This window comes from Lysinibacillus xylanilyticus (genome assembly GCF_001708185.1).
GTDB classification, from domain to species: Bacteria; Bacillota; Bacilli; order Bacillales_A; family Planococcaceae; genus Lysinibacillus; species Lysinibacillus xylanilyticus_A.
On sequence record NZ_MDDN01000013.1, the window covers coordinates 66,811 to 86,004 of the forward strand.

Sequence of the window (19,194 nt, forward strand, 5' to 3'; positions counted from 1 at the left end):
TTATTTTTTCTTTAAATCCATCACAATAATTTCCGGAAGATTAAAAATGCGATATGGTACAGTGCTATTGCCTAATCCTCGGCTGACGACCATACTAGTCTTTCCGTCTTCGTAGACACCAGCTGTATATTTTGGAAATAGCCCCTGTCCTGGCGCAACAAGTCCTCCAAGTCCAGGAATACGAACTTGCCCACCATGTGCATGTCCTGAAAACACCAAATCTATACCATGATTTACATACGTATTAAACACTTCTGGTCGATGCGCCAATAACAGCTTTAGCATATCATCCGGAAGACCAGCTGTTGCAATCTCCAACATTTCTTCCGTCGATCTACCCATTAACGGATCTTCAATACCAATAATCGCCAAGCGCTCCCCGTTGCGCTCTAACACGGTCGATTGATTGGTCATTACATGTACACCTAACGATGAGAGCGCCTCATAAATTTCACTTACCTTATTTGTCGCTACCTCATGGTTTCCTAGTACATAATAAACATCCGCTACTTCAACTAGCCCTCGAACTGCCTGTAGGCTTTGCTCCAAATCATAGCGATTGCTATCAATCACATCACCTGTGATAAAAATATAATCTGGATTTGTCGCTTTAACCGTTGCTATCAGTCTCTGTTGATTGTCACCAAAGAGGGCATCATGTAAATCTGATACTTGTACTATGCGAAGCCCATCAAAGCTGGCAGGCACTTTTTCTGATTCGAATACATGCTTATTTACAACCAGCCAGTGATTGTTTACGTACAAAAAAACGACTATAAAAACAAGAAAGAAAACTACGTATAATAATTTTTTCAATCGCAATCGCTCACTTTGTGGCTACTTTTTCAGAAAAATCTCTGACTCTTCTATTATAAGCTTAAAACGTTCGAATTGTAAGTCAATGCTCTGAAAATCCACAGATTGCACAAAAAGAATAACGCAAAATTATTCTCATTGAGTTACTCTTCTATTCGTCACTTTAGCTTTTCTTTCCGTTACTTTGGCTCTTCTTTCCATCGTTTCAGCCTTTCTATCCGTCATTTCGACTCTTCTTTCCGTCGCTTCGGCCTTTCTATCCGTCATTTCGACCCTTCTTTCCATCGTTTCAGCCTTTCTATCCGTCATTTCGACTCTTCTTTCCATCGTTTCAGCCTTTCTATCCGTCATTTCGACTCTTCTTTCCATCGCTTCGACCCTTCTATCTGCCTACTAATTTATAGAGATACCAAAAAAAACGCATTTAGATACTCCTATAAGGAGGTCTAAATGCGTTTTCTCGTTTATAATACTTTTTCTAAGAAATCTTTCGCACGCTGTGTAGACGGAGCTGTAAAAAACTCCTCTGGTGGTGCATCCTCAATTAACTTACCACCATCAAGGAATAGTATTCGGTCCGCTACCTCACGAGCAAAGCCCATCTCATGCGTTACGATTAACATGGTCATCCCAGTATCAGCAAGATTTTTCATAACAGCCAATACCTCTTTTACCATCTCAGGATCAAGAGCTGAGGTTGGTTCGTCAAATAAAATTACTTTTGGATCCATAGCAAGCGCTCGAGCAATGGCAACACGCTGCTTCTGACCTCCAGACAAACGGTTTGGATATTCATTGCGCTTTTCAAAAAGACCTACTTTCGTTAATAAGTCTTCTGCCTTTTTGATAGCAGCTGTCTTGTCCATACCCTTAACATTGATCGGTGCGTATGTTACATTTTCAAGTACTGTTTTATGAGGGAAAAGATGAAAATGTTGAAATACCATGCCAACTTCTTCACGGATCTTCATAATATCTGTCCCTTTATCCGTCAGGACGTCACCAGCAATTGTAATTTTTCCGCTCGTTGGCTCCTCCAACAAATTTAAGCAACGTAAGAATGTTGATTTACCAGATCCTGATGGTCCGATAATGGCAATTACTTCTTTTTCTTTAATTTCTGTTGAAATACCCTTTAGTACTTCATTTTGTCCATATGATTTGTGTAAATCTTCAATTTTAATCACTTTTTCTCATTCCTTTCTCAATTCGTTTACCAAGGAACGTTAATACAAGCGTCATAATGTAGTAGATTACACCTGCAAATAGTAAAGGCTCTAGATAGCGATATGTTGCGCCACCTACAATATACGCTCGACGCATAATATCAAGTGCACTAATAACTGTTACAACGGCTGTTTCTTTATTTAATGTAATAAACTCATTCACTAAAGATGGTAATATATTTTTTACTGCTTGTGGGATAATAATATCCTTCATCATTTTTGCATATGGAATACCTAGTGCCTGTGCCGCTTCCATCTGACCTTTATCAACCGCATTAATACCACCCCGAATAATTTCAGAAATATAAGCACCTGAGTTTAACCCGAATGCAATAATAGCCGTTGGTACTGGATCAATTTGAATATCTAATAACTGTGGCACTGCATAGTAAATAATCATTAATTGTAATACGAGTGGTGTACCGCGGAAAATCGATGTATAAAAATCTGCAATCCAGCGCAAGACTTTCACTTTACCAATTTTGCACAATGCTAGTAATATACCAATTATAAAACCGATGATTGACGCACCGATTGCGATTTGAAGTGTAACACCTATTCCTTTTAATATATAAGGAATAGAGGGAATGATAGCTGTAAAATCTAAATTCACAGCGTCCCCTCCTTTCTCATTCTTTTTTTAGGAAATGAAAAGCACAAGCGATAGCCCTGAATAGAGCTATCGCATTTCAACTAGCTTATTGAACTTTTTCTAACCATTTCTCTTCTAGCTCTTTAATTTTACCTTCATCAGCTAATTCTTTTAATGCTTTGTTAATTTTATCTTTAAGATCGCTACCTTCTGGAACAGCGATCGCTTTAAAATCTTCAGGTTGCTCCTTAACTGGGAACGCTTCTAGTTGATCATTTGTTTTCAAATAACCTTTCGCTACTCCACCTTCTACAATCCCGGCATCTAAACGTTTAGACATCATGTCTTGGATAATTTCAGGAATTCGTGTACGTCCTTCAACTGTTGCATCTACGTCTTTAGCAATAGTATTACCTAAATTTTCTTGGATAGAAGCTGTTTGTACACCGATTTTTTTACCAGCTAAGTCAGCCTCTTTTTTAATACCACTATCTTTTTTTACAATGATCACTTGCTCTGTTTGATTATATTTATCAGAGAAGTCTACAACTTTTTCACGTTCTTTGTTCGGTGACATTCCAGAAATAACAACATCAACTTTACCTGCTTGTAGCGCTGGCACTAGGCTGTTGAAGTCCATATCTTGAAGTTGTATTTCTACACCAAGTTTTTCACCAACTAATTTAATTAAATCGATATCAAAACCGATCATTTCTTCACCTTTTGCTACGTCAACATACTCGAATGGTGCATAATCAGCTGAAGTACCTACTTTTAATACTTGCTTTTCTTCTGTGCCTTTGTCTGCATTTGAACTTGCATTATTTGCTTTATCTTCTTTTGTGCCACATGCCGCTAGTACACCAATGACTAGAACGAGCATTAGCATGAAAAATTTGTTCTTCATATTCAACAATCTCCTTTTATTTATGTTTTATTGTTTATGAGAATCTAGTTCTCGAAAATAGCCAAATGGATATTTATTCACTTTTAAGAATAAAAAATCTATCTGCTAATTAAGATATACTCTTTTTAAACAATAATCAAGCTAAACTAAAAATTTTTGGATAAAATATTATACACAAAATTTTCTGATAAATCAATTTATTCAAACCTAAAAACCAACTTACCTTAAATGCACGTTATCTTACTATTTTCTAATTGCTCTACAATTATCCCTACATCGCAAGAATTCCATAAAATAACTTAGATTTCTAAAAAAAATAGACCCCCAAAAATTGGAGGTCTTCTACTTATCTTATGTTTCATCTGCGAATAGCTTTTCCTTCAACTCATCCTCTCCCGATCCTTCCGCTAAAGGTACGCGAGAGCGATACGCCGCGCGACATATTAAATGCCCTGCCACAGGAGCTGTTACAAAGACGAAGACAATACCTAAAATTAAACGTACACTAACATATCCGTCATGCACCCAAAAGTAAATAAATGTGCCCAATAGACAGGTTAAAACCGACAATGTCGAACTTTTCGTCGCAGCATGTGAGCGTGTGTATACATCAGGTAAACGAATCATCCCAAATGCACTAATAACACTTACAATGGAGCCAATCAAAATAAGGATGACCGCCGCCCATTCAATCATTTGATCTACGTTCAACAATCACACCTCTTTCAATATATTTCGTAAACGCTATGGTGCCGATAAAAGCTAAAATACCTAATATTAAAATGGCTTCTAAATACGCCTTTGTTTTCAAGACAATCGAAACAATAGCGATTGCTGACAGTAAATTAACACCAATTGTATCAAGTGCTATGGCACGATCAGGCAACGAAGGACCTCGAATAACACGAAACAGCGATAACGCAATAGATACACTGAATAATGCAAGCGCCAACAGTAAAATTTTTTCAATCATTAGCGTGTCACCTCCATGATTGCTTGTTCAAATTTTCCTATGGAACGAACGACAGCTTCTTTCGATTGTTCAATATCCATTGCATGGATATAAAACACATCGCCCTCTTCAGAAACCTCCATCACTACTGAACCTGGGGTAAGTGTGAGGAGCAACGCAAGTGCTGTTATTTCCCAATCTCCCTTGAGCTCTGTTTTATACGTAAATATGCCAGGAGTAATATTTAGTTTCCGCGTAGTAATTTGTCTTAACACGCTGTAACTCGATATTAGGAGCTCCCAGTTAAAGAGCCATAATAATTTTATAATTGAAAACATACGTCGCAAATAAAATTGTGTGCCGTAAAAGCGATGCATGACATATAATATCCCTATTCCTACGATAAACCCCATTAAAAATGTCGAAAACTGCGGAATCACTTCATCTTGTAACAATAACCAAAGTGTTGCAATAAATAAATTCAAGATAAATTGCATCGCCATTATTTATTCACCTCACCTTGCCATGTTGTACCATCCAACACTGCATCAATATAGATTGATGGTGTGTAGAGTGTTTCCGCTGCATCTATTACATATGGCGCCATCCATTCCGCTCCAATTCCTAAACCAATTGTACAAGCTACCAACAAGGTTAATGGCAATACAATGCGCTTCGGTAAAGGCTTTTCATCTTCTAAACTAATAATTGTTTCCCCAAAGAATGAGGAAAGAAATATTCGTAAGAGTGAATATAAAACAATTAAACTAGATAAAAACCCTAGCCCTAGTAGAACAAAATTTCCGCCCTCAATTGCACCTTGTCCAATTAAAATCTTACCTAAAAATCCACTTAACGGTGGAATCCCTGCAAGTGAACACATAACAATAAAGAAAAGCCATCCAAAAAAAGGATAATTCCGAATAAGCCCACTCATGTTATCGATTACCGTTTCACCAGTAACATAAATCATCATCCCAACGGCTAAAAACAACATGGCTTTAGCCACCATATCATGCATCAAATAGTATGTTACGCCCTGTAAGGCAGACTCAGTACCGATGGCAAGACCAGCTACTATAAATCCAACACCAATAAGGACATTATAAGCAGCAATTGTTCTTACATCTCTCCCTGCCAGTGCTCCCATACATCCAGCAATAATCGTCAGCCCTGCCATAATCCCAAGTACCATATGCGTCACTTCAGTGTTATTTGGAAAAAGTAATGTAAAGGTGCGAACAAGGGCATAAATTCCAACCTTTGTTAATAATGCTGCAAAAAGTGCGGCTATAGCTGTTGGAGGTGCACTGTATGAGCCTGGAAGCCAGAAAAATAATAATAGTCCAGCCTTCAAACTAAAGACAATTAAGAAAATGAGCGCTACAGTCGTAATAAGGGGGTCAGCCCCAGCCTCCATAACACGGACAGAAATATGTGCCATATTCAATGTTCCAACGGTTCCATATAAAAAAGCTAATGCCACTAGGAAAATCCAAGACGCAACAACATTAATCAGCACATATTTTAATGCTTCACGTAGCTGAATTTTATCGCCACCTAAACTAATAAGTGCATAAGAAGCAAGTAACATAACCTCAAAGCACACAAACAAGTTAAAAATATCCCCTGTTAAAAATGAGCCATTAACTCCCGCTACCATAAGCAAGACAAACGGGTAAAAATACATCTTTTCATAGCTCTTACCGATTGTGAACATGGCATATAACAAACAAATGGCTGCGACAATATTTGCTATTAACACAAGTAAGACTGCGAATGAATCAGCAACAAATAAAATGCCGAATGGCGGTGCCCAGCCACTAAAATCAATACGCATCACGCCTTGGTCCTGAATCTCTAGCAATAAAATAACACTAATGAGGACAACAAAGCTTAATGTCAATAAACTAATGATGCGCTGCAACATAACATTTTCACGTAAAAACACAAGTAAAATTGCCGTAATAATCGGCACAATTAATGGTAAAACAATCAGATTACTCATCCGGCGTACCTCTCAATTCATCAAAATTCGCCGAACCGTTCGTTTTATAGACTCGGTAACCGAGAACAAGTACAAACGCCGTCACTGCAAAGCTAATCACGATCGCAGTTAAAATTAAGGCTTGCGGTAGAGCATCTGTGTAAGGACCTTCTGATTCTTCTAAGAGTGGTACGTTCCCCTTTTTCAATCCACCCATCGTTAAAATCAGTAAATGCGCCGCATGCGATAATACCGCAGTTCCTAAAATCACACGTAATAACTGTTTCGAGAGGATTAAGTACGTCCCAACAGCTACTAATACACCCACTAAAACTAGTATTAATGACTCCATTGGCTATTCATCCTCACTTATACTTAAAATAATTGTGACCACAACACCTACAACAGTTAAAGCTACGCCAGCTTCGAAAAGCGTGACAGTCGAAAAGCTCATCTCCCCGAATATCGGCACATTTATATAACTATGAGCTTGCGATAGAAACGGCACATCAAAAAATAGTGAGCCAATAGCTGTGCCTGTTGCCAGTAAAACGCCAAGTGCTGCAACCTTTTTAAAATCAAATGGCATCCCTTTATGCACCGTCTCAATGTCATATGCTAAATACAGTAGAACAATGCCTGAAGCCAGCACGAGACCACCTATAAAACCTCCACCTGGAGCATGATGCCCTGCAAAGAATAGATAAATCCCAAGAGTTAAAATAATGAATACGATTGTCTTTGTAACCGTACGTAAAATAACGTCATTAATTTTCATGATCCGTCTCCCCCTTTCGTGGCTTTAGCTTCGTTAGTGTATACACGCCTAAGCCAGCAATCAGAAGGACAACCACTTCTAGCATCGTATCAAATGCACGGAAGTCGCCTAATATGGTGTTAACAACATTTGAACCACCCGCTAATTCGTAGGAATCATTAAAGTAAGTGGACACTGGCTCAAAGCGATCGAAATGGACAACCGCTAAGCCTACTAATGTAACAGTGGCACCAACGAAAATGGATATAACCGCCTTAGACCATTGCACTTTTTTATGGGAGGCGTCAGGCATTAAATCAGGTAAATATTTAAAGCAAAGAAGGAATAAAGCAGTTGTCACAGATTCAACGACTAATTGAGTTAACGCTAAATCAGGAGCACGGAAAATAACAAAGAAAAACGCAATTGAATAGCCTAACACGCCATTCAACAACATCGCCGTTACACGTCCTTTGGCGAAAATCATCCAGACTGCTGCGAACATCATCACAAACACTAAAATGAGCTCATAAGACTCAATTGTAGAATCCTTCGCAAAATCAAATGCAATCGTATCCGACCAAATAAAATATCCTGCAATTAAGGCAACAAAGAATACATATATATAGACAAAATAATGTGTTAGATTACCTGTCATATAGCGATTAGTAAGCTTTGTAGAACTATTTTCACTAAACTCAAGCATACGATTGTAGTACGTATTAAACGCATATCTTTGAGAGAATATTCGATATACAGGCTTCCAGCTGTTTAACGTTTTAAATAAGAAAATCCCAATAATAATGACACCAAGAGTCATTAGCAATTCTGCATTAATGCCATGCCAAGCATGAATATGTGGTGTTAATTCACTAGTTGATGGGAATGTTGGATAAATACTCGCCATAGCAGGTTCTAAAATATAATGTCCTAGCACATTAGGGAAAAAGAAAATTCCAACTACGAATACGCACAGTATGATTGGCGAGAGTAGCATACCTAATGGCGCTTCATGGGGTTTTTTATCCATCTTTTCAGGCTGTAGTTTTCCGAAAAACGTTCGGCTTATTAAAATCATACTGTAAACAAATGTAAAGATACTTGCCACCCATGCCACTATAGGAAATAACAGTCCCAAATCAGTAATTGAAAAGGCTTCTACATGACGAATAGCTAGTACTGCAGCGAAAAACATTTCTTTACTTAAGAAGCCATTAAAAGGAGGTAATCCAGCCATAGAAAAACTACCAATAACTGCAATTGTAAAGGTTACAGGCATTAAGGCCATTAAACCACCGAGACGACGAATATCGCGTGTTCCCACCTCATGATCGACAATACCGACCATCATAAATAATGCGCCCTTAAATGTTGAGTGATTAATAAGATGAAACAACGCCGCAAAGCTTGCCTGCGTATAAAGTATAGAATTTTCAGCATAACCGTAATAATGGCCGACTGATCCTAGCCCAAATAAACACATAATTAAACCAAGCTGACTAACCGTTGAAAAAGCCAATAACGCCTTTAAATCAGTTTGACGCACAGCATTAAATGAACCCCAGAACAACGTTATAAGACCAATCACACTGACTAACCAGAACCAAACAGCCTCGCCTCCAAACACTGGGGAAAAACGCGCAACTAAATAGATACCTGCCTTTACCATTGTTGCCGAATGTAAATAAGCGCTGACTGGTGTCGGTGCCTCCATCGCGTCTGGCAACCAAATATGGAAAGGAAACTGTGCGGATTTAGTAAATGCACCGATTAGAATAAGGATTAACGCTGGGATAAACAGTGTATGATCACGTATAACCTCGACATTGGCTATGATTTCACGAATGCTAAATGTCCCTGATGCTACATAAAGCATTAGAAAGCCCGCAAGCATTGAAAGGCCACCGAAAACGGTAATTGTCATGGCTTTTCTTGCACCAGCACGAGAGGCTTTACGATGATGCCAAAATGCAATTAACAGGAATGATGACACACTTGTTAGCTCCCAAAATGTGTATAATACCATTAAATTATCTGAAAAGACGACGCCAAGCATAGCGCCCATGAATAGTAATAAATAGCAGTAAAAATGATGAAGAGATTCTTTCGTTGATAAATAGAAAATAGAATATAAAATGACTAAACTACCTACACCCGTAATTAGCAAACCAAAAATCATACTTAGTCCGTCCAGGTAAGTTGAGAAATTTATATTAAAAGAGGGAACCCACTCATATGTATGGATAAACGTTTTACCCTCGGCAATTTGAGGAATGTAGCGCGCGAGTAAAAGAAACAGAATGAATGGAACAGATAAAACAAACCAGCCAAGATGTGTAATACGCCTTAGTCGCCTATAGAGTAAGGGAATAAGCGCAGCACAAATAAATGGTAAAAGTATCGCAATGAGAACTGTAACCAAATGAAAACCTCCTACTATCAATTTCGTCCAGCAATTTGCTATTGACTATGCGCGAAAAACCATAGATATAAAGTCGCTTGACTATCTATTTAACTAACTGCATAATAGTGTGGCATATAGAAGCAATTGGTTTAAATACACAAGATGCATAAAGTAAATCGCTGTAAAGCATAGAGATAAACCTCGTTCCTCAAGGTTTTCCCGATATATTTTCATTAACTTTTATACATTTTCAAGTATACAATATAAATGAGCACAATGCACTGTATCAGTGTTGATTTTAGCTGTTTTAAGATACTTTTTTCAAAATAGACAGTAGAAATAACAAAATAACAACAAGATATGAGGTGGGAATTTTTATGAAGCATGTAAAAGGGCGCTTAGACGAAAGTATTTTAGTTTGTGTCTACTATGGACTTAACGGTGAACGTTTAATACGACGCGGTCATAAAATGGCTACAATGTTAGACTGTCCATTGTATATTCTTTCGGTCGATTCGCAACCCCTCGATGCATTTGATGCAGAGAAATCTAGCTACATCGAGCAATGGAAAAAGTTATCTGAAGAGCTTGAGATTGAAAAGTTCATATTACTGGATAATGAAAAACGCCCCATACAAAAGGTTATTGCAGAAGTGGCAAAAAATTATGGAATTTCACAAATCATCGTAGGCCAAAGCGCACAGAGTCGCTGGGAGGAAATTACAAAGGGCTCATTCTTAAACGTCTTGTTAAAAGAGGTTCCTTTTGTTGATTTTCACATCGTTGCTGTCCAACGTCCAACTGACAATGATGCAAACGATACATACGAAAAAGGTGTACGTGCTTATTTAATCAAAGAAAATGAAGACTTTAAGGTAGCATTTACATGTCCTAAATATGTATCAATTGAGGGTATATTTTTCAAAGAAATCGGCACCGACTTTGATAATGGCATTTTCAAATTCACTTACAATGATAAAATGCATGAAGTCCACATATTAGAAGGCTATGTAGCAGATAAGGAAAGACTACCTGCTGAATTTTTATCACCACTACGTCAATAAAAAACGCGTTCCACGAGGACGCGTTTTTTTATCTATCTGGAAGTTCTTATACCGCTGAAGCTGGTTGATCCTTCGGTAAGAAAAATGCCACGAGTAATAATAATGGTAGCAAAGATACGACCATCATTGTAAAATCGATACCCCGATGATCCATTAATACACCAATTACCATCGCTCCAATTGCCCCCATTCCGAAAGCAAAGCCAGTTGTTAAACCCGCCATTGTACCAATTTTTGTCGGGACAAGCTCCTGTGCATAGACAACGGTTACCGAGAAGCTAATCATAATGAGCGTACCGATAATTACTAAAAATATCATAGCTGCCCATAACGGTACATACGGCAGTGCTAAACAAAACGGCATTGGTACAACAACGGATAGTAAAATAACGTTTTTTCTACCAATCCGATCTGATAATGAACCGCCGAAAAATGTTCCAATGACGCCAAATGCCATAAAGCTAAAAATTAAAATTTGTCCAAGACGAAGACTAACATCATAATGGTCCATTAAATAAAATACATAAAAACTTGTAATATTAGTGGTATAAAATGATCGTGCAAAAATAATAGTAAATAATAACGTTAACGCAATACCTACTTGTTTTTTTGTTAAAGGGGGCAATGTAGAAACTAACACGCGTTTTTTCTTTGCTACGCGCTCTTGCTCCAACTGCTTTTTATACCATCCCGCAATTTTACTCAACAAAATAATTCCGAACGTTGCCGCCACTAAGACAATTGCGGCACCACGTTGTCCAAAAACATCAAAAATATAGGCACTAATGAGCGGCGCAAGGGCTTGACCAGAATTCCCCCCTACTTGATAAATTGACTGTGCAAGTCCTCTTTTCGGACCTGCTGCCATAAATGACACCTTTGATCCTTCAGGGTGAAATATAGCCGAACCAAAACCTAAAAATAATACCGCAATAAGAATGATCCAATATTGCGTTGTGAACGCTATTATGGCAATACCAATAAACGAACTAGTCATACCAATTGGCAACGCATATGGCATCGGCTTTTTATCACTGACAAATCCAACAACTGGCTGTAAAGCAGAGGCAAATATGTTAAGGACAAATGATATAAGCCCTATTTGTGTAAAGGTTAAACCTAAATCACTCTTTAATATCGGGAACATCGCTGGAATAACGGCCTGCATCGTATCATTGATAAGATGGGCAACAGCTATTGCAATCATTATTGGATAAACAGGGTTATTAAAATTTCCAACCTGTTTCATGTTGCCACCCACTTTCTGAATTATTTAAAAATTCCGTTTACGAATAATTGTCGCATACAATTGACTTTTTTGCACAAGCTATTTTTCGACAGTAGTTTAAAGGAGTTGATATATATATGGAAAGTTTTTTTCATGCTAACTTTTGGGAAATGATTCTTCGGACAACACTTTCCTTCTTTGTGCTTCTTATTCTGGCACGAGTCCTAGGAAAAAAACAACTAGGTCAACTAACATTTTTCCATTACATTACAGGGATTACATTTGGATCGATTGCTGCAGAAATTGCTTCACAAACTGAAACCCCTTTTTTAGATGGTATGATTTCTCTTATTTGGTGGGGTGCTTTAACATATTTTATGACTATTATTACTATTAAATCTAAAAAAGCACGTGTTCTCATTGATGATAAGCCTACAATCCTTATTCAAAATGGACTTATTTTAGAATCTGCTTTAAGGAAAAATCGTTTGCATATGGATGAGTTAACAATGATGCTACGAGAACAAGCCATATTTTCTGTACAAGATGTGCAATATGCATTACTTGAAACAACGGGTAAACTTAGTGTGCTACCAAAGCCTACTGAACAATCAGCTACAAAACAAGATGTAAAGGCCGATGTAACACCACCAACCTATATACCAACAGAAGTAGCTTCAGATGGGCAGGTTATTTATGAAAACTTAGTTGAACTTGAGTTGACTGAAGATTGGCTTATGAAGAAGCTAAAAAAACAAAATATCCAATCTGTGGAAGATGTCTTTTTTGCCCAAGTTCAAGCAAACGGCTCTCTATATGTAAGCTTGAAGGATAAAGCAAGACGATCAAGCCCTTAACAGCTTGTCTCGTCTTGCTTAATCTATTTTTACAATATCCAGTGGTGTAACGATGCCGATTAGTTTTTGATGTGGCTTCCCATGCTCCGTTATTAATAACGCCTCAAAACGGCTTCCCCGCTCTACGCCTTGTTTAAAAATATCTTCAGCCTCGTATATCGTTATGTATCTACTCACAAATTTGTAATTCACTCTATTTTTTTCATGTAATAAAATGTCGTGCAAAGTCGGAACTTCCTTAGGTATTTGATTGCTTACCATTACCATAGCTAGCCAGTTTGTAATTCCTACTGTCGTCACAAGTCCTTTAAATTGATCTTTATTGTATACAGGAAACTGTGTAAATTTACGATGGCGTATAACTTTTAATACTTGTTTTAACGAATCTGTTTCCTGAAAAGCTAGTACTTTTTTGCAAAACATTTGTCCTACAAGTTTTGGCTTAGCCAGTTTTCCCTCTATATATTCAATTCTTTCCACTACGTCTATATGTGGTTCAGCAATTACATATTCGAAGGACGTACGATGATGAACAATTGCATTTCGTAAATCTGCGTACGAGCGCAAATCGTCTTCGTATTTACGAACTAGTACATCCTTCTTCTTAGCTTGATCGATAAGACGATAAAAGGGCATAAAATCCTTTGCACCGATAATATCTCTTAACCTGTGATCTATCCGATTAAACGCTGTAAGAAAGCGATTGGAATTTTCTATATCCAATTTTTTCACCTTCCCCTATTTATTTTTTCATATTTTCCGAGTTATTTGATAAATCCTAGTTATAGCTACATTATATTCCTAAGTTTTGGATATTCCAAGATAAGTGATGTACATAATATAGCCCTAGACACTTTGCTTTTGCTACAAAAATCTCTGCTGAATGAAGAATAAAAAATTTTTCTCTAAACTACTTGAAAGTTACGCAACGTCATTTTGTACAATATTGGTAACAGTTAAAAAGGGGGCGCGCTAATTGCTTGTCATTCATGAAGTATCAAAACAAACAGGGATTTCTGTTCGAACACTGCGTTATTATGAAGAGATTGGCTTATTATTCCCGACAGCCAAAACAGAAGGTGGACACAGATTATATGGTGAAGAAGAGTTGAAAACACTACAACAAATCGTATTTTTAAAAACATTAGGATTTCGTTTAAAAGAAATTCAGCCATTACTCAATGAATCTTGGGATTGGGCGGAAAGCTTAGATCATCAGCTTGCGTTTGTTCAAGCAGAGCAAAACAAGTTAAAGCAAATGGAAAGCGCTATACTAGGATTACAACATGCTTTGACCATCGAGGGAAGTTTAAATGAATCACTTATTCAAAAGATCATTAAACTTTCTACTCAAGAAAATGGGAAAAAGCAGGCATTTCGACAACAAATATTTTCTGAAACTGATTTGAAGCTAATACAAAAGCTCCCGAATATAAATCGCAATGATCCGCATTCTTTAGAGTGGATTAGTTTATTAGGTCAATTAAGGGAATTGAAGGAAAGCTATGATGCTGAATCAGCTTCAGTGCAACGCATTATTAAACGAATGATGGAAAAAGCAGCAGAGGAATACAAAGGGAATGAATCATTTTTAGAAAAGATGTGGGATATACGAAAATCCTCTTCACAGTCCGAACAGCTTGGCTTGTATCCGTTAGCGGAAGATTTCTTACATTTTATTGATCAGGCTTTTACTATTTATGAAGCTAAAAATATTAGTAAAGGGGATCCCCAACAATGAGCACAGAAAGTTTATTGTTAATTGGTGGCTTAGCTATATTAGATATGTTTAGTCCAGCTATAATCGGTGTGACTGTATACGTATTGCTTGTGGCAAAAAAGCAGCAAAGTCGACTACTCTTAGCATATTTAACGACAGTAGCTTTTTTTTATTTTTGTACAGGCATTTTCTTAATGCTTGGCTTAGATGTAGTTTTTGATCCAATTGCCAATGCATTAAATAGCCATTCTGCTAGATTAGTAATGACAATTGTAGGTGCCATATTATTTGTCGGGAGTTGGTTAGTACCGAAGAAAAATACTTCGGGATCCCCTAAGCCAAAATCGTTTAGTATAGAAGCAATGATTGCTTTAGGGTTCACAACTTCTCTATTAGAAGTGGCAACAGCTTTACCCTATTTCGCTACAATCGGCATTTTAACAAGTAATCATTTAGCTTTTTATGAATGGTTGCCCATTATAGCCGGGTATAATCTAATGATGATTACGCCAGCAATCATCTTGCTCGGCTTACACATACTATTCAGACGCTTTATGACTACGCCGTTAAGAAAAATACAAGCACTTTTTGATAAAAGCACAAGTTCAGCTCTTTCATGGGTAATGTTTTTAGTTGGTCTTATTTTACTGATGAATGGTGGTATGATTTAAGAAATAATACGGTAAAAATCCGCTATATTTTCTATTGGCAAGGCACGCTTTTTTAGTTCTCGCGCTCGTACTCTACCAAAAGAATTTACGCAGATTTTTACCATGTTTCCTTTAAATTTTCGTCATCGATGCATTTTTCTTCATCGTGAAAGTTCCAATACTAATACAAACAATTGTCAATATTATTGTCATCATGAGACTCCACCAAAAATCAGACATTTCCATCGTGCCCCTAATTAATTGAACGCCATATAACGGTAGTTTCCACGGGGATACTGTCCAAAATGTGCCGACTATTGCATTTATCATTTGCCCCATAAAAATAACAATAAATGCACATGAAGTCGCAACTATTGTTTTAAAGGTAGCACTCATCATCAATGTCACTGCTAGCACAAAGAGTAGCCAAGAAAAATACGTGAAAAAACTTGCCACAAGTGACCCTATCTCAAAGGTCCCATAAAGTACGACCGTGTAGTAAACGCTCGCGGCAAAACCAGCTAAAATACTAACAAAACCAACAGTACTCATAACGATAAATTTACTCAAAAAATAAGCGCCAAACGATATAGGACGGACATACAATAAAGTAGCCATGCCACTTGCTCTTTCTTTACTGATGGCCCCTACAAAAGTAGCCATTAATACGAGTAACCCGATTGTCTGAAATTGCCCGATGGACGCTTGTAATAGGTCAACTGGCATTAATTCTGGCATCAACATTTCAAAGCCTTCCGGTAAATTACCAACAGCATTTAAAATATCCATCATATAATAGTTTGTCAGTGGATCACTCATACCGAGCAATGCAAATACAAGAGGTATCCATAAAAACTTCCAGCTTCGCCAAGCTTCTCTGAATTCCTTTTGCAGAAGGACATTAAATCCTCTCATATTTTTTTCGCCACCTTCATGAAAATCTCTTCAAGTGAAGCTGTTTGTCGTTCCACTTTCCGTATTTTATAAGGAGCATTACTTAAATGATGCAGTAGCTCCTGCATACTCTCCTTTTCATCAATGATTTCTATATATACATAACGGCCCTTCGCTTTGCCTATATGTTCAGATTGAATAAAATGGTCGGCCTCTTCTTCAGTGTTAAATTCAACAACATAATTTGGTTCATCGAAGCGTTCTCGCACTTCATGCAATGTTCCCTGCTCTACTAGCTTTCCATCACGTAAAAATAATAATTGATCTGTCATTTCCTCGGCATCATTCAATATATGAGTCGAATATAAAATGGTTGTTTCTTGTTGTAGATCTTTTAACAAATCAAGTACTTCCCTACGTCCAACTGGATCTAAAGCAGATACAGGCTCATCTAATAACAATAATTTAGGCTTATGCACAATTGCTTGGGAAATACCTAGCCGTTGCTTCATGCCACCAGAAAATGTAGCAATTTTCTTATTTATATCATTGCCTAGCCCCACAAACTCAAGTGTCTTTTGTGCTTCTAATTTTGCCTTGTTTGCAGGCACACCATTTAACTTTGCAGCCATTTCAGTAAACTCTAGCGCACTTAGCCAAGGATGAAATTGCGGAAATTGTGGTAAAAAGCCAATAGTAGATCTTAAATCACCATCTAACATTTTTACAATTCCAGAGGTAGGTTTTAATAGACCTGTTAACATCGATAAAGTCGTTGTTTTACCTGCACCATTTGGTCCAATTAATGCTGTCGATGTATTTTCTGCTAATGTGAAATCAATTCCATCAACTACTACTTTTCCTGCAAATTGCTTTGTTAGGCTTGTTACTTGCAGTAATGTCGTCATGTTTGCTTTCTCCCAACTATAAAGTACGCAATTGGCCCCAAAAGATTAACGAAAATAATAATAAACACCCATAAAATTTTCGGCCCATTTGTTGCATGGATTTTACGTAAGTCGACTAAAGCGACAATCATTAAAATAAATTGAACTATGATTAGTGGCGCTATGACTGCCCATGGAACTTTTGCTAACTCCTCCATCATACAGATCACCTCATCCTTTGTTATATCATCACTATAACAATTTTGCTCTGATGTGTATAGAAAAAATTTACAAATATTACGGACATACAAACCAAAAACTTATTGCCAGCTGATACCCAAAATGCAGCTTCTCCTCTATATATTTCTTAAACGTGAGATGATTTTAATTGGATATTTATGTTGACCTCTCTTTAAAGTATGTGAAGAAATATACTTAAATTAACGGAGCAGGTAATGAAAATCAAGGTTACTCATCAAATTACAAAATGCTACACTACAATTATTAGTAGGGGTGAAATAGTAAATATTGAGTTATTAGGAGATAGAGGATGAAAATTAGGAAAGAGAATGGTCAGGGCGGCATTTTTAAAGACATACTTATTGAAATTCGAGATTCAATCTTATTTGAAATAGTTTGGAACATTTTAATATTTATACCAAGAATAGTGATTCGTTTAATCAAGAATATATTTTAACTAGTCTAAATGAGTGCGATTCTTTAAAGGTATTGCCTTTTTTGGTTTGCTATTATTGAACTCCCATGAAAGACCTTAATCACCTTTTATTTTCTGTGATGTAGCATTGGTTTTTGCGCTACATGGGTGGCTAACGGTGCAGGTTAGTCAAATTTTTTTTTACACTTTTTTCAACATCTTTCTTTTTTTGAAAAAATGTTTATAATTATCTTAACCTTTTGTGTTTTATCACTTTTATAGCATTTATTACTCAATTTAGGGGCGCTGATCATGGGGATAACGACATTATTATTAAATGCATTCATTATTATCATTTGTATTTTTTTCTATCAAATATTTTGGTTAGATAAAGATGGAAAAGAAGCGCGTAATACTATATTAATTTCCTTTCTTTCATCCATTGCGGTTGTTCTATGTATGACATTCCCTTTTAAGTTTGATTATGGATACATATATGATTTACGGCTTATCCCAATCCTTTTAGCTGTTCTCTATGGTGGTTTTAGGAGTTTTATTTTTATTACTGTTATATTTGTTTCTTACCGTTTTTACTTAGGCGGAGACGGAGTCTACCCTGCCATTATTGTATATTTTATGGCCACTTCCATTACTATGGTATCTCAATATTTTCTTGCTGGTTATTATAAAAAAAGAAAAATATTGTTCAGCTTACTGCTTATGTCTCTTTGCACTATTTCCTTTTCTATATTCGCTTTAATGAACCAAATACGAATAAACGATAAAATTCAACCTGATTTTATTTACTTTTTATTCAATTATATAGTGATCAATATTCTGACTGTTTTATTGTCTCTTTATTTAATTGAAGGAATGATAGAAAGGTTTAAAATGAAAGGAAAAATTCACCGTGCAGAAAAATTCATGGTGACTTGTGAATTAGCAGCGTCTATAGCCCATGAAATAAGAAACCCGTTGACTACGGTATATGGATTTATGCAGATGTTTAGTAAAAACGAAATCTCTGAAACGCAAAAGGATGACTATTTACAAGTCATGCTAATGGAGTTAGAAAAAGCGCAACTCGTTATTAACGATTATTTGTCCCTTATAAAACCACAAAATGTTGCAAGAGAATTATTAGATATTAGACCAATTGTTGAGCAAGTAATAGAGGTTATTTTACCGATCGCCATCCAATGTAATGTTAAAGTTGAAAGCGATAATGAATGTTCCTACTATATATATGCCAACACCGATAATCTAAAAATGTGTTTAATTAACATTGCAACGAACGGGATTGAAGCCATGACTAATGGAGGGATGCTCCGAATTAATGTGAAAAAGGTAAAGAATCGTATTGTGATTGATATTATTGACACAGGAATTGGAATGTCTTCTGAGGAGATAAATCGAATCGCTATGCCGTTTTATTCTATAAAAGAGAAGGGAACCGGGCTAGGTACGATGATTGCATACAGTATTGTAAAAGGATTAAACGGAGATATAGAAATAAAAAGTGAAAAGGGAAAGGGAACACAGTTTTCTATTATTATTCCTTCTTCCTAATAGAAATCGTAGAGCAAAAAAATTTCGAC

The 19,194-nt window shown here is 36.7% G+C and carries 22 protein-coding genes; 5 read left to right on the plus strand and 17 right to left on the minus strand.

Annotated elements, in window-relative coordinates; genetic code table 11:
- From BFJ97_RS18465 to BFJ97_RS18520, 12 genes are all read right to left on the minus strand, one after another.
- On the minus strand, positions 1-816 hold the full coding sequence (locus BFJ97_RS18465) for a metallophosphoesterase (protein WP_068986120.1): 816 nt from the start codon (positions 814-816) through the stop codon (positions 1-3).
- Between the two features lie 135 nt (positions 817-951).
- Positions 952-1,185 (minus strand): hypothetical protein, encoded by a 234-nt coding sequence (locus BFJ97_RS18470; protein ID WP_068986121.1) that lies wholly within the window; start codon positions 1,183-1,185, stop codon positions 952-954.
- Between the two features lie 95 nt (positions 1,186-1,280).
- Entirely contained in the window at positions 1,281-2,003 is a 723-nt protein-coding gene (locus tag BFJ97_RS18475) for an amino acid ABC transporter ATP-binding protein (RefSeq protein WP_068986122.1), read from the minus strand.
- On the minus strand, positions 1,996-2,655 hold the full coding sequence (locus BFJ97_RS18480) for an amino acid ABC transporter permease (protein WP_068986123.1): 660 nt from the start codon (positions 2,653-2,655) through the stop codon (positions 1,996-1,998). Before BFJ97_RS18480 ends, BFJ97_RS18475 begins: the two co-directional genes overlap by 8 nt.
- Before the next feature lie 85 nt (positions 2,656-2,740).
- Positions 2,741-3,541, minus strand: coding sequence for a transporter substrate-binding domain-containing protein (locus tag BFJ97_RS18485; RefSeq protein WP_068986124.1), 801 nt, complete (start codon positions 3,539-3,541; stop codon positions 2,741-2,743).
- A gap of 351 nt (positions 3,542-3,892) precedes the next feature.
- On the minus strand, positions 3,893-4,252 hold the full coding sequence (locus tag BFJ97_RS18490) for a Na+/H+ antiporter subunit G (protein ID WP_068986125.1): 360 nt from the start codon (positions 4,250-4,252) through the stop codon (positions 3,893-3,895).
- The gene (locus tag BFJ97_RS18495) at positions 4,230-4,514 is read right to left on the minus strand and encodes a Na(+)/H(+) antiporter subunit F1 (protein WP_068986126.1); all 285 of its coding nucleotides are present in this window, start codon (positions 4,512-4,514) and stop codon (positions 4,230-4,232) included. Before BFJ97_RS18495 ends, BFJ97_RS18490 begins: the two co-directional genes overlap by 23 nt.
- On the minus strand, positions 4,514-4,996 hold the full coding sequence (locus BFJ97_RS18500) for a Na+/H+ antiporter subunit E (protein ID WP_068986127.1): 483 nt from the start codon (positions 4,994-4,996) through the stop codon (positions 4,514-4,516). The genes BFJ97_RS18495 and BFJ97_RS18500 overlap by 1 nt, the downstream gene beginning before the upstream one ends.
- Positions 4,996-6,501: a Na+/H+ antiporter subunit D gene (locus BFJ97_RS18505; RefSeq protein WP_068986128.1), complete on the minus strand. Its 1,506-nt coding sequence runs from the start codon at positions 6,499-6,501 to the stop codon at positions 4,996-4,998. Before BFJ97_RS18505 ends, BFJ97_RS18500 begins: the two co-directional genes overlap by 1 nt.
- A complete protein-coding gene (locus tag BFJ97_RS18510) occupies positions 6,494-6,832 on the minus strand; it encodes a Na(+)/H(+) antiporter subunit C (protein ID WP_068986129.1) in 339 nt (112 codons plus the stop codon). The genes BFJ97_RS18505 and BFJ97_RS18510 overlap by 8 nt, the downstream gene beginning before the upstream one ends.
- Positions 6,833-6,835: 3 nt before the next feature.
- Positions 6,836-7,258: a Na(+)/H(+) antiporter subunit B gene (locus BFJ97_RS18515; protein WP_068986130.1), complete on the minus strand. Its 423-nt coding sequence runs from the start codon at positions 7,256-7,258 to the stop codon at positions 6,836-6,838.
- Complete coding sequence (locus tag BFJ97_RS18520) at positions 7,248-9,659, minus strand: Na+/H+ antiporter subunit A (RefSeq protein WP_068986131.1); 2,412 nt, start codon at positions 9,657-9,659, stop codon at positions 7,248-7,250. The genes BFJ97_RS18515 and BFJ97_RS18520 overlap by 11 nt, the downstream gene beginning before the upstream one ends.
- Before the next feature lie 359 nt (positions 9,660-10,018).
- On the opposite strand from BFJ97_RS18520, the gene BFJ97_RS18525 reads away from it, so the two are divergent.
- Positions 10,019-10,705: a universal stress protein gene (locus BFJ97_RS18525; protein ID WP_068986132.1), complete on the plus strand. Its 687-nt coding sequence runs from the start codon at positions 10,019-10,021 to the stop codon at positions 10,703-10,705.
- A 46-nt stretch (positions 10,706-10,751) separates the two neighbouring features.
- Here the strand turns inward: BFJ97_RS18525 and BFJ97_RS18530 are convergent, their stop codons facing one another.
- Entirely contained in the window at positions 10,752-11,954 is a 1,203-nt protein-coding gene (locus BFJ97_RS18530) for an MFS transporter (protein ID WP_068986133.1), read from the minus strand.
- Positions 11,955-12,070: 116 nt separating this feature from the next.
- Between BFJ97_RS18530 and BFJ97_RS18535 the strand changes: the two genes are divergently transcribed.
- Positions 12,071-12,790: a DUF421 domain-containing protein gene (locus BFJ97_RS18535; protein WP_083227096.1), complete on the plus strand. Its 720-nt coding sequence runs from the start codon at positions 12,071-12,073 to the stop codon at positions 12,788-12,790.
- Between the two features lie 18 nt (positions 12,791-12,808).
- Here BFJ97_RS18535 and BFJ97_RS18540 read toward each other — a convergent pair whose 3' ends face one another.
- Positions 12,809-13,513, minus strand: coding sequence for a CBS domain-containing protein (locus tag BFJ97_RS18540; RefSeq protein ID WP_083227097.1), 705 nt, complete (start codon positions 13,511-13,513; stop codon positions 12,809-12,811).
- A gap of 253 nt (positions 13,514-13,766) precedes the next feature.
- On the opposite strand from BFJ97_RS18540, the gene BFJ97_RS18545 reads away from it, so the two are divergent.
- Both BFJ97_RS18545 and BFJ97_RS18550 read left to right on the plus strand, forming a co-directional pair.
- Entirely contained in the window at positions 13,767-14,531 is a 765-nt protein-coding gene (locus tag BFJ97_RS18545; RefSeq protein ID WP_068986134.1) for a MerR family transcriptional regulator, read from the plus strand.
- Positions 14,528-15,181, plus strand: a complete 654-nt coding sequence (locus tag BFJ97_RS18550) for a GAP family protein (protein ID WP_068986135.1) — start codon at positions 14,528-14,530, stop codon at positions 15,179-15,181. Before BFJ97_RS18545 ends, BFJ97_RS18550 begins: the two co-directional genes overlap by 4 nt.
- 111 nt (positions 15,182-15,292) lie before the next feature.
- On the opposite strand, the gene BFJ97_RS18555 is transcribed toward BFJ97_RS18550, so the two are convergent.
- Genes BFJ97_RS18555 through BFJ97_RS18565 form a run of 3 tightly spaced genes read right to left on the minus strand, consistent with a single transcriptional unit; the run spans position 15,293 to position 17,162 of the window.
- Complete coding sequence (locus tag BFJ97_RS18555; RefSeq protein WP_068986136.1) at positions 15,293-16,075, minus strand: ABC transporter permease; 783 nt, start codon at positions 16,073-16,075, stop codon at positions 15,293-15,295.
- Positions 16,072-16,962 carry an ABC transporter ATP-binding protein gene (locus BFJ97_RS18560; RefSeq protein ID WP_068986137.1) on the minus strand — a complete coding sequence of 297 codons (891 nt, stop codon included), beginning with the start codon at positions 16,960-16,962 and terminating at the stop codon, positions 16,072-16,074. Before BFJ97_RS18560 ends, BFJ97_RS18555 begins: the two co-directional genes overlap by 4 nt.
- Complete coding sequence (locus BFJ97_RS18565) at positions 16,959-17,162, minus strand: PLDc N-terminal domain-containing protein (RefSeq protein WP_068986138.1); 204 nt, start codon at positions 17,160-17,162, stop codon at positions 16,959-16,961. Before BFJ97_RS18565 ends, BFJ97_RS18560 begins: the two co-directional genes overlap by 4 nt.
- A 746-nt stretch (positions 17,163-17,908) precedes the next feature.
- Here BFJ97_RS18565 and BFJ97_RS18570 point away from each other — a divergent pair.
- Positions 17,909-19,165 carry an ATP-binding protein gene (locus BFJ97_RS18570; RefSeq protein ID WP_068986139.1) on the plus strand — a complete coding sequence of 419 codons (1,257 nt, stop codon included), beginning with the start codon at positions 17,909-17,911 and terminating at the stop codon, positions 19,163-19,165.
- Positions 19,166-19,194 lie beyond the last annotated feature (29 nt).